The sequence below is a fragment of the Streptomyces sp. sk2.1 genome (assembly GCF_008120935.1).
Lineage (GTDB): Bacteria > Actinomycetota > Actinomycetes > Streptomycetales > Streptomycetaceae > Streptomyces.
Genome location: NZ_RDBO01000020.1, coordinates 1,044,576 through 1,058,659, shown reverse-complemented (window position 1 = coordinate 1,058,659; position 14,084 = coordinate 1,044,576). Strand labels below are relative to the sequence as shown.

The window sequence follows — 14,084 nt, the reverse complement described above, 5'->3', positions numbered from 1 at the left end:
GGGGCGGACGGCCGTTGCCGGAGGGGGCGGGAGAGTCGGCCGTTTCCTGACCTTCCGTCAGATTGAAACGTGTTCTACTCTTGCGCCGTTCCAGTGGCTGCGACCGGCGAGGATCCGCATGGGCATCGGAATCACCGAAGAACACAGGGAGTTGGCGCAGGCCGTACGGGGCGTGCTGGCGCGCGCCGTACCGCCCGAGGAGCTCCGCGCACTCCTCGACGCGGACGGCACCGGCGCCCCCGGCGGACGGCCCGGGTACTGGGACGCCCTCGCCGAACAGGGGCTGCTCGCCCTCCACCTCCCCGAGGAGCACGGCGGCGGGGGCGGCCGGCTCCTCGACCTGGCCGTGGTCCTGGAGGAGGCGGGCCGGGCCGCGCTCCCCGGCCCGTACCTGGCGAACGCCCTCGCCGGCGCCGTGCTGCACGCGGCGGGCGGCGGCGAACCGCTGCCCGGCATCGCCTCCGGCAGCCGCATCGGCGCCGCCGCCCTGGGCCCCGGCACCCTCACCGCCGTCGAGCAGCAGGGCGGCTACCTGCTCGACGGCACCTCCCCGCCCGTCCTCTCCGGCGACGGGGCGGACCTGCTCCTGCTCGCCGCCGAGTCGGCCTCCGGCACCATCTGGCTGGCCGTCGACGCCGCCGCCGACGGACTGACCGCGCACCCGCACCGGGGCGCCGACCCGACCCGCCGCACGGCCGACGTCGTGGCCGAGGGCGTCCTCGTCCCCGCGGAGCGCCTCGTACGGACCGACACCGCGCACGTCCGCGACCTCGCCGCCGTCCTCCTCGCCGCGGAAGCCTGTGGAACCGCCGCCAGGACCCTCGACATCGCCGCCGAACACGCCAGGACGCGCGAGCAGTTCGGCCGGCCCATCGGACAGTTCCAGGGCATCAAGCACCTCTGCGCCGACATGCTCGTCCGGGTCGAGCGGGCCCGCGCGCTGGTGTGGGACGCGGCCCGCGCCGCCGACGGCGAGAAGGACCCGGACGTACGGTCCATGGTCGCCGCCCTCGCCGCCTCGGACGCCCTCGACGCGGCGTACGGCTGCGCCAAGGACTGCGTCCAGATCCTCGGCGGCATCGGCTTCACCTGGGAGCACGACGCCCACCTGTACCTGCGCCGGGCCCTGGTGGCACGGCAGTTGCTGGGCGCCGGGGACGCCCACCGGCTGCGGGCCGTGCGGCTGGCCGGGAGCGGGGCCCGCCGCGAACTGGCCCTCGAACTCCCCGAACGGGCCGCCGCCCACCGCGCGGAGGCGCACCGGGTCGTGGCGGCCGCCCGCGGCCTCGACCCGAAGGAGGCCCGCCGCGCCCTCGCCCCCACCGGCTACGCCGCCCCGCACCTGCCCGCCCCCTGGGGCCTGGGCGCCGACCCCGTGCAACAGCTGGTCGTGCAGCAGGAGCTGGCGGAACAGGGGGTGCGGATCAGCGACCTGGGGATCGCCACCTGGGTGGTGCCCTCGCTCATCGCCCACGGAACGGCCGAACAGCGGGAGCGCTACCTGCCGCCCACGCTGCGCGGCGAACTCCTGTGGTGCCAGCTGTTCTCGGAGCCCGGCGCGGGCTCCGACCTCGCCTCGCTGCGCACGAAGGCGGAGCGCACCGAGGAGGGCTGGCGGATCAACGGCCAGAAGGTGTGGACGAGCGCCGCCCGGAGCGCCGACCACGGCATCCTGCTCGCCAGGACCGACCCCGACGCCCCCAAGCACCGGGGACTCGGCTACTTCGTCGTCGACATGCGGAACACCCCGGGCATCGACATCCGGCCGCTGAAGGAGATCACCGGCGACTCCCTCTTCAACGAGGTGTACTTCGACGACGTCCTGCTGCCCGCCGACGCCGTCGTCGGCGAACCCGGCGACGGCTGGCGGGTCGCCCGGCACACCCTGGGCAACGAACGCGTCCACATGGCCGACCAGATGACCTTCGACACCGGCCTGGAGGCGCTGATCGCCCGCTGCGGCGAACTCGACGGCGCGTACCGGGCCCGCGTCGGAGCGCTCGCCGCCGAGGCGCACGCGCTGGGCTGCATCGGACTGCGGACCACCCTGCGCCAGGTCTCCGGCCTCGAACCCGGCGCCGGGGCCTCCGTGCGCAAGCTCGTCCAGACCACCCACCAGCAGAAGGTCGCGGAACTGGCCCTCGAACTCCTCGGACCGGCCGGCGCCACGGGCGAGGGCGCCGGGCAGCGGGCCCTGCACGGCTTCCTGATGTCCCGCTGCCTGACCATCGCGGGCGGCACCACCCAGGTCCAGCTCAATGTCGTCGCCGAGCGCATCCTCGGCCTCCCGCGCGATTGAAGGGACCCACCACCCATGAAACCCGCCACAACCGCACAACCCGCGAAGGCGTACGTCGTCGGGGTCGGGATGACGAGGTTCGAGAAGCCCCAGACCCGCGACTGGCAGTACTGGGACATGGCGAAGGAGGCCGGAACGGCGGCGCTCGCCGACGCCCGGATCCCCTACGAGCAGATCCGGCAGGCCGTCGTCGGCTACTGCTTCCAGCCCTCCACCGCCGGGCAGCGCGCCGTGTACGGCCTCGGCCTGACCGGGATACCCGTCTACAACGTCAACAACAACTGCGCCACCGGCTCCACCGCCCTGATGACGGCCCGGCAGTTCGTCGAGGGCGGCGTCAGCGACTGCGTCCTCGCGCTCGGCTTCGAGAAGATGACACGCGGCTCGCTCGGCGGCGGGGGCGCGGACGGCGGCGCCGCGGACTTCAAGGCGTCGCCCGTGGCCCGGCACTACGGGATCATGGCCGCCGCCCACGGCTTCGAGCGGACCCCGCCCACCGCCCAGATCTTCGGCAACGCGGCCCGCGAGCACATGGCGCGGTACGGGACCACGGAGGCGCAGCTCGCGGCGGTCGGCGCCAAGAACCACCGGCACTCGGTGAACAACCCGTACGCCCAGTTCCAGGACCCGTACACGGTCGAGGAGGTGCTCGCCGCGAAGCCCGTCCACTCCCCGCTGACCAGGCTCCAGTGCTCGCCCACCTCCGACGGGGCCGCCGCGGCCGTCGTCGTGTCGCGGCGCTTCGTCGAGGAACACGGCCTGCACGACCGGGCGGTGGAGATCGCCGCCCAGGCCATGACCACCGACACCGAGGAGTCCTTCGCCTCCGGGACCTGCATCGACGCGGTGGGACTGCCGGTGTCGCGGGCCGCCGCCCGGCAGGTGTACGCGGCCTCGGGCCTGTCCGCCGCCGACCTCGACGTGATCGAGCTGCACGACTGCTTCTCCGTCAACGAACTCCTCACCTACGAGGCGCTCGGGCTGTGCGGCGAGGGCGAGTCGGGCAAGCTCGTCGAATCCGGGGCCACCACCTACGGCGGACGCTGGGTGGTCAACCCCTCGGGCGGACTGATCTCCAAGGGACACCCGCTCGGCGCCACCGGCATCGCCCAGGTCGCCGAGATCACCTGGCAGTTGAGGGGAGAGGCGGGCGAGCGGCAGGTACCGGGCGCACAGGTCGGACTGACCCACAACATCGGCCTCGGCGGCGCGGCGGTGGTGACGCTGCTGCGCCGTTAGCGGGGAGCGCGGGGCCGGTCAGGGGGCCGGCTCCGCGGCCGGTACGGGCCTCAGAGCCATCCCTGCTGCCGTGCCGCCCGGACGGCCTCCATCCGGTTGCGTGTCCCCGTCTTGCCGATCGCCGACGACAGGTAGTTGCGCACCGTCGACTCGGACAGGTGCAGCTTCGCCGCGATGTCGGCGACCGTCGCCCCGTCCACCGAGGCGTTCAGCGCGTCCCGCTCCCGCGCCGTGAGCGGGCTGGGACCGGCGCTGAGCGCGGCGGCGGCCAGGGCGGGGTCGATGACCGTCTCACCGGCCAGCACCCGGCGGATCGCGACGGCGAGTTCCTCGACCGGACCGTCCTTGACCAGGAACCCCGCGGCCCCGGCCTCCATCGCCCGGCGCAGATAACCGGGGCGGCCGAACGTGGTCAGGATCAGCACCCGGCAGTCCGGTACCTCCGTGCGCAGATCGGCGGCGGCGTCCAGCCCGCTGCGGCCCGGCAGTTCGATGTCCAGCAACGCCACGTCGGGGCGGGAGCGCAGCGCGGCGTCCACGATCTCGTCCCCGGCACCGACCTGCGCCACGACCTCGATGTCCGGCTCCAGCCCGAGCAGCAGCGCGAGCGCGCCCCGCATCATCCCCTGGTCCTCGGCGAGCAGCACCCGTACCGGTTGCGCCGGGCGGTGATCCTGCGGCATTTCGTTCACCGCTCCAGCGTATGGCCCGCGGTCGGGCCGCGGGGCCGGTCCCCGCCGTCCGGCGCGGGTTCGCCCACCGGCAGTTCCGCCGTGACGGCGAAGCCGCCGCCGGGCTCCGGGCCCGCCCGGAGCGAGCCGCCCGCCGCGGCGAGGCGTTCGGTGAGGCCGGTCAGGCCGGTGCCGCCGATGCCGGGGACGGGCGGGGCGTCCGGGCCGGGGCCGTCGTCCGTGACCGTGAGGCGGACCCGGTCGGCGTTGCCGGCGACCGTGAACGAGCAGGTGGTGGCGTGGGAGTGGCGTACCACGTTGGTGACCGCCTCCCGCACCACCCAGCCCAGCAGCGCCTCCGTCTGCGGGGCGAGCGGCGGTCCCGAGCGGCGGAGCACCGGTTCGATGCCGGCGGCGGTCAGGGCGGACCGGGCCCGGTCCAGTTCGGTCGCCAGGCTCCCCTCCCGGTAGCCCGTGACGGCCTCGCGGATCTCGGTGAGGGCCTGGCGGCCCACCGACTCGATGTCGGTGACCTGGGCGAGCGCGGCGTCCATGTCGCGCGGCGCGAGCCGGCGCGCGGCCTCCGACTTGACCACGATCACCGAGAGCGTGTGGCCCAGCAGGTCGTGCAGGTCGCGGGAGAACCTCAGCCGTTCCTTCTCGACGGCGGTACGGGCCAGTTCCTGCCGGGTGGCGCGCAGTTCCATCACCGTCTCCGCGAGGGTGAGTATCGCGGCGGTCACCGCCCCGGAGATGAAGGTTCCGTACCCGATCGTCCACGGGTCCGAGGCGCCGTGACCGCGCCACACCGCGACGGCGGTGGCGACCGCGGCGAGGGAGAAGAGGCCGATCCCCAGCCTCCGGTTGCGCAGCACGGTGCCGCAGGCCAGCGAGAGCAGCGGGAAGAACAGCAGCCAGCTGCCGCCGTAGCCGATCGTCAGCGCGAGCGTCACCCCGGCCATCGCGGCGAGCAGCCCGTAGGTGACCGGGCTCTCGCGCTTCCTGCGGTCGAAACCGCGGAACACCACGGAGACGTAGAGGGAGTTGAAGGCCAGCAGCCCGAGCCCGCCGAGCCACGGGTTGCCCGCCTCGCCCTGGAAGAGGTTGGAGAAGGACCCCAGCCCCAGCAGCAGCCACGGCAGCATGGCGTACGGTCCGGGCGGTCCGGGGCGCCGCTCCCCGCGCCGGCGCCGCCACGGGCGCGGTCGCCCGCCCTCGCACTCGTCCATCGGATACCCGGCCATGTCCGCTCCTGTCACACGGTCCGCGCGGACCGGCGGTACGAGATCACGGCGTATGTACCGAACAGCAGCAGCCATGCGCCCAGGACCGCGATCGTACCGGCGCCCGGCGCGTGGCCGTCGGTGGTGGCCCAGCCCAGGTCGGCGAACCGGTTGGCGGGGGTGAACCTGCCGACGGAGCGCAGCCATTCGGGCAGCAGCTCCAGCGGGAACCACAGCCCGCCGACGACCGCGAAGCCCATCAGACAGGTCATGTTGGCCACCCCGGTGCCCTGCGGCGTGAGCCGGTACCCGTTGCCCAGGCCGAGCAGGGTGAACGGCAGGGCGCCGAGCCACAGCAGCAGCACCAGCACGGCCCACTGCCAGGCGTCCAGCCGCACCCCGTTGATCAGCCCGCCGGCCAGCAGCACCGTGAGGATCGTCGGCAGGACGGTCACCGAACCGCTGATCGCCCGGCCCACGACCGCCTGCGCGGGGGAGAGCGGGGTGACCCGCAACTGCTGGAGCCAGCCGATCGACTTGTCGGAGGCGACCCCCGTACCGATCGACATGGCGGAGCCCAGCGCCCCGTACGCGGCCATGCCGACCATGGACATGGTCTTCCAGCCGTCGGCGCCGTCGCTCCCGCCGATGTTGGTGAAGATCAGGTACATCATCACCGGCATCCCGGTCCCGAAGACCAGGAAGAAGCCGTCGCGCAGGGTCCGGCGGATTTCGAGCACGATGTAGCGGTACATCACACGACCTCTGCTTCGGAATCGGTCGGGGCGGTCACGGCGGTCACGGCGGTCGCGGCGGCCGGGGAGGTCAGGGCGAGGAACGCGTCCTCCAGCGTGGCCCGGGAGACCCGCAGGTCGCGGATCATGCCGCGGCGGGCCAGCTCCACGACGGTGGCGTCCGAGTCGTCCGTGCGCAGCAGCGCCCGGTCCCCGGACACCTCGACGGCGACGACGCCGGGCAGCAGCTCCAGGCCCCCGGTCGGACCGCCCGCCAGGTCGAAGGAGACGAGGCCGCTGCCGACCGAGCTCCTGATCGCGTCGCCGGTGCCGTCCGCGACGATCCGCCCCCGGTCCACGACGACGATCCGGTCGGCGTTCCCGTCGGCCTCCTCCAGGTAGTGGGTGGAGAACAGGACGGTGTTGCCGCGCCGCGCGTAGGCCCGCATCGAGTCCCAGAAGGCGCGGCGCGCCTCCACGTCCAGGGCGGCGGTCGGCTCGTCCAGGACGATCAGTTCCGGATTGCCGGCCAGCGCGACGGCGAAGCGGACGCGCTGGACCTGGCCGCCGGAGAGCTTGTCGACGCGCCGGTCCGCGTACTCGCCCAGCCCCGCCAGCGCGAGCGCCTCGGGCACCGGCATCGGCTTCGGGTACGTCGAGGCGACGAAGGCGACCAGCTCGCGGACGGTGACCCGCTGGATCGGCTGCCCGTCCTGGAGCATCGCGCCGACCAGGCCGGCCCGCACCGCCTGTTGCGCGCTGCGGCCCAGTACCCGCACCCGGCCGGTGTCCGGCTCGTCCAGCCCCAGCAGGAGGCCGATGGTGGTGGACTTGCCCGCGCCGTTGCGGCCGAGCAGGGCGACGGTCTCGCCGCGGTCGATGGACAGGTCGATCCCGTCCACGGCCCGCACCGTCCGCCCCGCCCGGCCGAAGCTCCTGACCACCCCGGTGAGGTCCACCGCGGTTCCGTTCCCCGTTGTCGATGTCATGACGAAGACGCTACGGAGGACACGGGGGTGCCGGGCAGAGGCGTGTGTACGGACTCCGGCAGTACATATGTCACGGCCGCCGGGCCGGTACGGGGCCACCATCCTTGTACCGCAATGGATCTGACGATACGTCAGCAACAGTATTCACAACTGCCGGGCGCTGCGTTATACATGGGTTCACCGGCTAGAACGCGTTCTAGAACGGGCGTCGCGGCCGGTCCCGCGCGACCTCGGTGCGGCCGACGGTGCGGACGGCCGCGCCGGGGTCTTCCCACCATCAAGGAGCGGCTCCCATGCCCATCGACGTCGAAAAGGCCCTCGCCGCCGAACCCCGGTCCGCCCACATCGACTGGGACCACAAGGACGTGCAGCTCTACCACCTCGGGATCGGCGCCGGTGCCGGTCCCGAACCGGCCGACCCCGCCGTCGACCCCGGCGAACTGCGCTACACCCTGGAATCCCGGCTCCAGGTGCTGCCCTCCTTCGCCACCGTCGCGGGCGGAGGCATGGGTTCCCTCGGCGGACTCGCCTCGCCCGGCGTCGACATCGACCTCGCCGCCGTTCTGCACGGGGGGCAGAACGTGCGGGTGCACCGGCCGATCCCGGTGCGCGGCAGCGCCGTACAGACCTCGAAGATCGCCGCGATCTACGACAAGGGCAAGGCGGCCGTGCTGGTGCTGCGCTCCGAGGCCGCCGACGAGGAGGGCCCGTTGTGGACCAACGACGCCCAGATCTACGTCCGGGGCGAGGGCGGTTTCGGCGGCGACCGGGGCCCGTCCGGACGGACCGCCTACGCCGCCGTCGCCCCGAACCGCGTCGTGGAACGGCCGATCCGCCCGGACCAGGCGCTGCTGTACCGGCTGTCGGGCGACTGGAACCCGCTGCACGCCGACCCGGAGTTCGCCGCGCGCGCCGGGTTCGCCCGGCCGATCCTGCACGGACTGTGCACCTACGGCATGACGCTCAAGGCCGTCACCGACACGGTGCTCGGCGGCGACGTGACCCGCATCCGCTCCTACCGCACCCGGTTCGCCGGCGTCGTCTACCCCGGCGAGACCCTCCGCATCGAGATGTGGACCGCCGAGAACCAGGTACGGGTCGAGGTGAGGGCCGTGGAACGGGACAACGCCGTGGTCCTCGGGGACACCTTCGTCGAGCACTCCTGAACCCACTCCACGCGTTCCGGGGTCCGGGACGCGGTCCCACGAGAGGAGCCGCACCATGCGCGCCGCCCTGCTGCACGAGATAGGCCAGGACAAACTGGAGGTCTTCGACGACGTCGAGGCGGTGGGCTTCGGCCCCGGAAAGGTCAGGCTCCGCATCCGGGCCGCCGGACTGTGCCACTCCGACGTGTCGGCGATGAACGGAGTGCTGCCGCAGCCCGCCCCGTTCATCCCCGGCCACGAGGGCGCGGGCGAGGTCCTCGACGTCGGCGACGGCGTCACCGGACTGAGCGCGGGGGACCGGGTGCTGGTCTGCTGGCTGCCCGCCTGCGGGGAGTGCCCGTCGTGCCGGCGCGGACAGACCCAGCTCTGCCTGGCCGGTTTCATGAACGCGGGCACGCCCAACTTCAAGCGCCCCGGCAAGGACGTCTTCGGCTTCGCGGGCACCGGCACCTTCACCGAGGAGGTCGTCGTCGGCGCGGGCTGCGCCGTACCGATCCCCGACGACGTGCCGTTCGAGATCGCCGCGCTGATCGGCTGCGGGGTGACCACCGGACTGGGCGCGGCCATCAACACCGCTCAGGTGGAAGCCGGTTCGTCGGTCGCCGTGATCGGCTGCGGCGGTGTCGGCATCTCCACGATCCAGGGGGCGCGGGTGAACGGCGCCGCCCAGATCGTCGCCGTGGACCCGGTGGCCTCCCGGCGCGAGGCGGCCCTGCGGTTCGGTGCCACGGAGGCCCTGGCCCCCGACGAACTCGCCGACGCCAAGCAGCGGATCACTTCCGGCGAGGGCTTCGACTACGTCTTCGAGGTCGTCGGCAAGTCGGCCACCGCACGCACCGCGTACGAGAACACCCGGCGCGGCGGCACCCTCTGCATCGTCGGCGCGGGCGCGATGGACGACAACTTCCAGGTCAACATGTTCGAGCTGTTCTTCGACGAGAAGCGCATCCTGCCCTCCATGTACGGGGGAGGGGACGTGCTCCGCTCGTACGAACGGGCCATCGCGCTCTGGCGGGCCGGCCGGATCGACCTCGAATCGATGATCACCCACCGGGTGCGGCTCGACGGGATCAACGACGCCCTCGACCAGATGCGGACCGGCGAGTCGCTGCGCACCTGCATCGAACTCTGACCTCCCCCTCCCCATCCTGCCCCCTCCTGAGAGGACCCCGAGATTCCGATGTCACTTCCCCTGGACGGCATGGCCGCGATCGTCACGGGTGCGGGCCGCGGCCTCGGACGCGCCGAAGCGCTGGAGCTGGCGGGGCTGGGCGCGTCCGTCGTCGTCAACGATTACGGGCAGCCGGGCCGCGACGGCTCCGGCGAGGCGTCCGCGACCCCCGCCGAGGAGGTCGCCGAGGAGATCCGGGCGGCGGGCGGCCGGGCGGTCGCGCACGTCGGGGACGTCTCCGACCACCAGCAGGCCGGGGCACTCGTGCAGCTGGCCGTCGACACCTACGGAAAGCTCGACATCCTGGTCAACAACGCGGGCATCCTGCGCGACCGGATGATCTTCTCGATGACCGAGGACGAATGGGACTCCGTCATCAGGGTCCACCTCAGGGGCCACTTCAACACCACGCACTTCGCCGCCGCGCACTGGCGGGCCCGGGCCAAGGAGTCCGGCGGCCCGGTCCACGGACGGATCGTCAACACCTCCTCGGAGGCGTTCCTGGCCGGTTCGGCGGGCCAGCCGAACTACGCGGCGGCCAAGGGCGGCATCGTCGGCCTCACCACCTCCACGGCCCTGGCCCTGGCCAGGTACGGCGTCACCGCCAACGCCATCTGCCCGCGGGCCCGCACCCGGATGACCGAGGACGTCTTCGCGGGCTTCGAGGTGCCCGGGGACGGCCGGCTCGACGCGCTCGCCCCCGAGCACGTCGCGCCCCTGGTCGGCTATCTGGCCTCACCGGCCGCCGCCAAGGTCAACGGGCAACTGCTGGTCGTGCACGGCGGAATGGTCGCGATCGTCGAACGGCCCAGGGTCGCGGCGAAGTTCGACTCGGCGAAGGAGACGTTCACCTTCGACGAGCTGGACGAGCTGATCTCCCCGTACTACGAGGACCGCCCGCCGAACGAGACCTTCGCCGCGGCGGAGGTGCTCGGCCTGAAGCGGGGTTGAGCACGGGGCCGAGAACGGGGCTGCCGGGGACGCCCGCGACGGAGAACGGGCCGGGGAGGCTTCGGCGGAACCGGAACCGGAACCGGAACCGGAACGGGAGGCAGGGAACGGGAAACGGGAAGCGGGAAGTGGGAGACGGACCGGGAAACGGGTGGGCCCCGGCAGCCGCACGGCTGCCGGGGCCCACCCGTCCCTCGTCGATGTGTCGGTGCGGTCAGGCCGCTTTGCCGTCCCCCTCGGAGGGACGCCGGTGACGGCCGTGCGGCTGTGCCGCCGTCTCGTCCACCGACTCGCCCCCTCGGTGCTTTCCGGAGCCGCCGGCTTCGGCCCGGTCCACGTCCTGGGGACGTGTCTGGGTCGTGTCGGTTCGGGCTTCAGACATGTGGGAAGTCACCCCGTTGTGGTCGCTTACATGTGTCACCAGGGTCGAGCGCACCACCGCGCACGGCACGGCCGCCATCGGCGACCGCGCGTCACGACCGCGCTGCCCGGGCCCAGAGATTTAACCAGGAATCTCACGCCCCACGAGAGGCGCCTGGCCCAATGGAACCGGCTTGCACGTCGATAGAGGCGATGCGGCGGCGGACGGTTGCATACCGCTTTCCGCGCACACCACCGTCATCGCCACTGCCGACGGCGACGGCGGCGGTGACAGCGGCGGCGGCGCGTGGTGCTCCGCGTCCGCCGGTGCCTCCAGCAGCGCCACGCCGCACGGCACGTCCCCGTCGGAGTACGGAAGCCCGAGCACGCCGTCCCGGCTCCACACCCCGCGACCCGCCTGCCACCCCTCGGGAGCGGCGAGTTGATGCAGCCGCCGCCCCGCCGGGCGCCACACCCCGACCCAGCTGCCCGCCGCCCCGTCGATCCGCAGGGCCACCGCGCAGCTCTCCGGCATCAGCATCTGCCCCGGCTGCACGGCGAACGGGGTCACCGCCGCGTCGGGCAGGCGCAGGCACTCGGGGAAACGCACCGGCAGACTGCTGCCCAGCACGCCCCACCCGAGCCGGTCGTGCCCCGGCGCGTCCGAGCGGATCAGCAGCAGTCCGCTGTCCGGGTCGGCGAGCAGCAGTCGGTCGTCGCTGCCGGGGGCGATCTGGAGCAACGGCGTCACCTCGCCGCCCCGTTCCAGGTCCACGGCGACGGCCTTGACCGGGCCGCCGCCCGGCATCTCGCGGTCCAGGGCCAGCATCCGCCCCGCCCGGTCCAGCCAGACGCCTCCGGAGCAGCGCCCCGGGACCTCCGCGACGTGCTCCGGACCGAAGGGGCCGCCCGCCACCAGCCATACGGAGGTGGAGTGCGCGCCGACCGACAGCGCGTACGCCCTCGCCCCGTCCGGGCACGGCGGCAGCAGGGTCAGGTCCGCGCATTCGACGGTACCGAGCGGGAGTTCGCCCGTACCGGGACCGGTGGGGTAGAGCAGCGACACCGCGTGCCGGTCCGCGACCCGGCGCCGGATCAGCACCCGTCCGTCGGCCAGCGGCAGCACCTCGGAATCGGGCTCCTCCGGCTGGTCGAGGGGGAGCGGCACGGCGTACGGCTCGGGCCCGTCGAGCGTCCAGCGCTCCACGAACCACGCCTGCCCGCCGTCCCGGCCGTCCCGGTCGGCCACGTCGGCGAGGGCGAGCCGGGCCGCGTACGCGCCGTCCGCGGAGATCGTGAACGCGGGCGTGAACGCGGGCGCGGGTGTGGGTGCGGGCGTGAGTGCCGGTGCGGGCGCGGCGGGGAGCGCGGCCGGGGGCTGCGCGCGCTCCCCGGCCGGTCGGGCGGCTCCGGACGCCCGGGACACCTCGGACGCCCCGGGTGCCCCGGGTGCTCCTGGCGTCCCGGATGCCCCGGACGTCCCGGGCGGGAGTGCCGGTGCGGGACGCACGGGGATGGACACGCTGGAGGCGAACGGCGCGGGGAGGCCGGAGGCGGCCCCGAGGGCGGCGATCCCGGCGGTGCCGGTTCGACGGGCGGCGCCCCGGGGTGCGAGGGCCCGGGAGGCGGCGGGCCGCGCGGCAGCGGGGCGCGCATCGGTCCCGGACGCGCCGGTCCCGGCGGTTTCCGCCGCCGCGGCTCCCGCTCCTGCTCCCGGTCCGGCCCCGGGGGCCGGGGCCCCGGACAGGTCGGATCCGCCGCTCTCCAGGACCGCGTCCGCGGCGTCCCCGGCAGCTCCGGTCGCCCTCGCGGTCCCGTTCTCGATGGCACAGGCAGTCATGGAATGGTCACCTCCGGCGACCGAAGCTAGTTTTCGCACTTCCTGCCGAACAACACGAGACCTGCCACTTCACACATAAGGGTGGCGGTGCCCGGGTTTGCCTGAGATCGAGGGGGTGCCTGTGCTGGGCGAGAACCGCGAGGATTAAGGTTAGGCAGTCCTAAGTGATGCCTGTGTGATCCTCGACTGGAGCAAGTGATGTCCCTTCGTCGCCGCGGTACCGCCGCAGTCGGCCTGGTGGTGGCCGCCGCCCTTTCCCTTTCGGCCTGCGGGAGCGATGACGGGAAAACGGACGGCGCGACCGGTTCCGGGAACGGCGGTGACAAGAAGGCGGCCGTCGCCACCGGGGGCAAGGACTTCGCCGACGCCGCGAAGAAGACCGCGGAGTTCGGGACGGACGCCGAGGCCGGCCAGTACCCCCGCACCCTCACCCACGCCATGGGCAAGACGGAGATCAAGTCCGCGCCCAAGCGGGTCGTCGTGCTGGACGTCGGCGAGTTCGACAACGTCGTGTCGCTGGGCGTGAAGCCGGTCGGCTACGCGCCCTCCGAGGGCAGCGCGGCCATTCCCTCGTACCTGAAGAAGGACGCGGGCAGCCCCAAGGACGTCGGCACGATCAACAACCTCAACCTGGAGGCGATCGCCGGCCTGAAGCCCGACCTGATCCTCGGCAGCCAGCTGCGCGCCGCCGACAAGTACGAGGCGCTCTCCAAGATCGCGCCGACCGTGTTCTCCATCCGTCCGGGCTTCACCTGGAAGGAGAACTACCTCCTCAACGCCGCCGCGCTGGACAAGACCGCCGAGGCGAAGAGCGAGCTGGACGACTACGAGAAGAAGGCCGCGAAGCTCGGCGAGGACATCGGCCCGAAGAAGCCGACCATCTCGATGGTCCGCTACATGCCGGACCGGATCCGCCTCTACGCCAAGGCGTCCTTCATCGGCACCATCCTCGAGGACGTCGGCCTGCCGCGCCCCGCGAACCAGCAGATCGACGACCTCGCCGCGGAGATCAGCCCGGAGAAGATCGACGACGCCGACGCCGACTGGATCTTCACCGGCGTCTACGGCGACGTGAAGGCCACCAAGCGCGACACCACCCAGTCCAACCCGCTGTGGAAGAACCTGAAGGCGGTCAAGGAGGGCCGGGCCAAGGACGTCCCCGACGAGACCTGGTACCTCGGCCTCGGTGTCACGGCCGCGGACATGGTCCTCGACGACCTCCGCGCCGACCTCGTGAAGTAGGACCTCCGCGCCGGCCTCGTGAGGCAGGACCTTCGCGCCGGTGTCGTGAGGCAGGGTCTTCGCGTCGGCCTCGTGAAGCAACGATTTCCCGTCATCGCTCCCGCAGGCCGAAAGGGAAAGGGCGGCGGCCACCACCAGGCCGACTGCGGCGGTACCGCGGCGACGAAGGGACATCACTTGCTCCAGTCGAGGATCACAC

The 14,084-nt window shown here is 73.0% G+C and carries 11 protein-coding genes; 6 read left to right on the top strand and 5 right to left on the bottom strand.

Annotated features, from left to right (window positions below):
* Positions 1-118: 118 nt before the first annotated feature.
* A complete protein-coding gene (locus tag EAO76_RS08235; protein ID WP_148834792.1) occupies positions 119-2,299 on the top strand; it encodes an acyl-CoA dehydrogenase in 2,181 nt (726 codons plus the stop codon).
* A gap of 15 nt (positions 2,300-2,314) precedes the next feature.
* Positions 2,315-3,538: a lipid-transfer protein gene (locus EAO76_RS08230; protein WP_148834790.1), complete on the top strand. Its 1,224-nt coding sequence runs from the start codon at positions 2,315-2,317 to the stop codon at positions 3,536-3,538.
* 50 nt (positions 3,539-3,588) lie between these two features.
* Here the strand turns inward: EAO76_RS08230 and EAO76_RS08225 are convergent, their stop codons facing one another.
* The 4 genes from EAO76_RS08225 to EAO76_RS08210 are packed head-to-tail and all read right to left on the bottom strand — an operon-like array spanning position 3,589 to position 7,155.
* On the bottom strand, positions 3,589-4,221 hold the full coding sequence (locus tag EAO76_RS08225) for a response regulator transcription factor (protein ID WP_148835642.1): 633 nt from the start codon (positions 4,219-4,221) through the stop codon (positions 3,589-3,591).
* A 5-nt stretch (positions 4,222-4,226) separates the two neighbouring features.
* A complete protein-coding gene (locus tag EAO76_RS08220; RefSeq protein WP_262375309.1) occupies positions 4,227-5,453 on the bottom strand; it encodes a sensor histidine kinase in 1,227 nt (408 codons plus the stop codon).
* Positions 5,454-5,464: 11 nt separating this feature from the next.
* Entirely contained in the window at positions 5,465-6,187 is a 723-nt protein-coding gene (locus EAO76_RS08215) for an ABC transporter permease (protein ID WP_148834788.1), read from the bottom strand.
* Positions 6,187-7,155 carry an ABC transporter ATP-binding protein gene (locus tag EAO76_RS08210; RefSeq protein ID WP_187438503.1) on the bottom strand — a complete coding sequence of 323 codons (969 nt, stop codon included), beginning with the start codon at positions 7,153-7,155 and terminating at the stop codon, positions 6,187-6,189. Before EAO76_RS08210 ends, EAO76_RS08215 begins: the two co-directional genes overlap by 1 nt.
* Positions 7,156-7,448: 293 nt before the next feature.
* Between EAO76_RS08210 and EAO76_RS08205 the strand changes: the two genes are divergently transcribed.
* The 3 genes from EAO76_RS08205 to EAO76_RS08195 are packed head-to-tail and all read left to right on the top strand — an operon-like array spanning position 7,449 to position 10,443.
* On the top strand, positions 7,449-8,321 hold the full coding sequence (locus EAO76_RS08205) for a MaoC/PaaZ C-terminal domain-containing protein (RefSeq protein ID WP_148834786.1): 873 nt from the start codon (positions 7,449-7,451) through the stop codon (positions 8,319-8,321).
* Positions 8,322-8,376: 55 nt separating this feature from the next.
* Entirely contained in the window at positions 8,377-9,453 is a 1,077-nt protein-coding gene (locus EAO76_RS08200; protein ID WP_148834784.1) for a Zn-dependent alcohol dehydrogenase, read from the top strand.
* 48 nt (positions 9,454-9,501) lie between these two features.
* Positions 9,502-10,443 (top strand): 3-oxoacyl-ACP reductase, encoded by a 942-nt coding sequence (locus EAO76_RS08195; RefSeq protein WP_148834782.1) that lies wholly within the window; start codon positions 9,502-9,504, stop codon positions 10,441-10,443.
* 502 nt (positions 10,444-10,945) lie between these two features.
* Here the strand turns inward: EAO76_RS08195 and EAO76_RS08190 are convergent.
* Complete coding sequence (locus EAO76_RS08190) at positions 10,946-12,643, bottom strand: hypothetical protein (protein WP_187438502.1); 1,698 nt, start codon at positions 12,641-12,643, stop codon at positions 10,946-10,948.
* Positions 12,644-12,841: 198 nt separating this feature from the next.
* On the opposite strand from EAO76_RS08190, the gene EAO76_RS08185 reads away from it, so the two are divergent.
* Positions 12,842-13,885, top strand: coding sequence for an ABC transporter substrate-binding protein (locus EAO76_RS08185; protein ID WP_148834780.1), 1,044 nt, complete (start codon positions 12,842-12,844; stop codon positions 13,883-13,885).
* Positions 13,886-14,084: the final 199 nt, after the last annotated feature.

Coding starts and splice junctions, on each gene's coding strand:
- EAO76_RS08235 (WP_148834792.1), top strand. CDS start 119: ATGGGCATCGGAATCACCGAAGAACACAGGGAGTTGGCGCAGGCCGTA.
- EAO76_RS08230 (WP_148834790.1), top strand. CDS start 2,315: ATGAAACCCGCCACAACCGCACAACCCGCGAAGGCGTACGTCGTCGGG.
- EAO76_RS08225 (WP_148835642.1), bottom strand. CDS start 4,221: ATGCCGCAGGATCACCGCCCGGCGCAACCGGTACGGGTGCTGCTCGCC.
- EAO76_RS08220 (WP_262375309.1), bottom strand. CDS start 5,453: ATGGCCGGGTATCCGATGGACGAGTGCGAGGGCGGGCGACCGCGCCCG.
- EAO76_RS08215 (WP_148834788.1), bottom strand. CDS start 6,187: ATGTACCGCTACATCGTGCTCGAAATCCGCCGGACCCTGCGCGACGGC.
- EAO76_RS08210 (WP_187438503.1), bottom strand. CDS start 7,155: ATGACATCGACAACGGGGAACGGAACCGCGGTGGACCTCACCGGGGTG.
- EAO76_RS08205 (WP_148834786.1), top strand. CDS start 7,449: ATGCCCATCGACGTCGAAAAGGCCCTCGCCGCCGAACCCCGGTCCGCC.
- EAO76_RS08200 (WP_148834784.1), top strand. CDS start 8,377: ATGCGCGCCGCCCTGCTGCACGAGATAGGCCAGGACAAACTGGAGGTC.
- EAO76_RS08195 (WP_148834782.1), top strand. CDS start 9,502: ATGTCACTTCCCCTGGACGGCATGGCCGCGATCGTCACGGGTGCGGGC.
- EAO76_RS08190 (WP_187438502.1), bottom strand. CDS start 12,643: ATGACTGCCTGTGCCATCGAGAACGGGACCGCGAGGGCGACCGGAGCT.
- EAO76_RS08185 (WP_148834780.1), top strand. CDS start 12,842: ATGTCCCTTCGTCGCCGCGGTACCGCCGCAGTCGGCCTGGTGGTGGCC.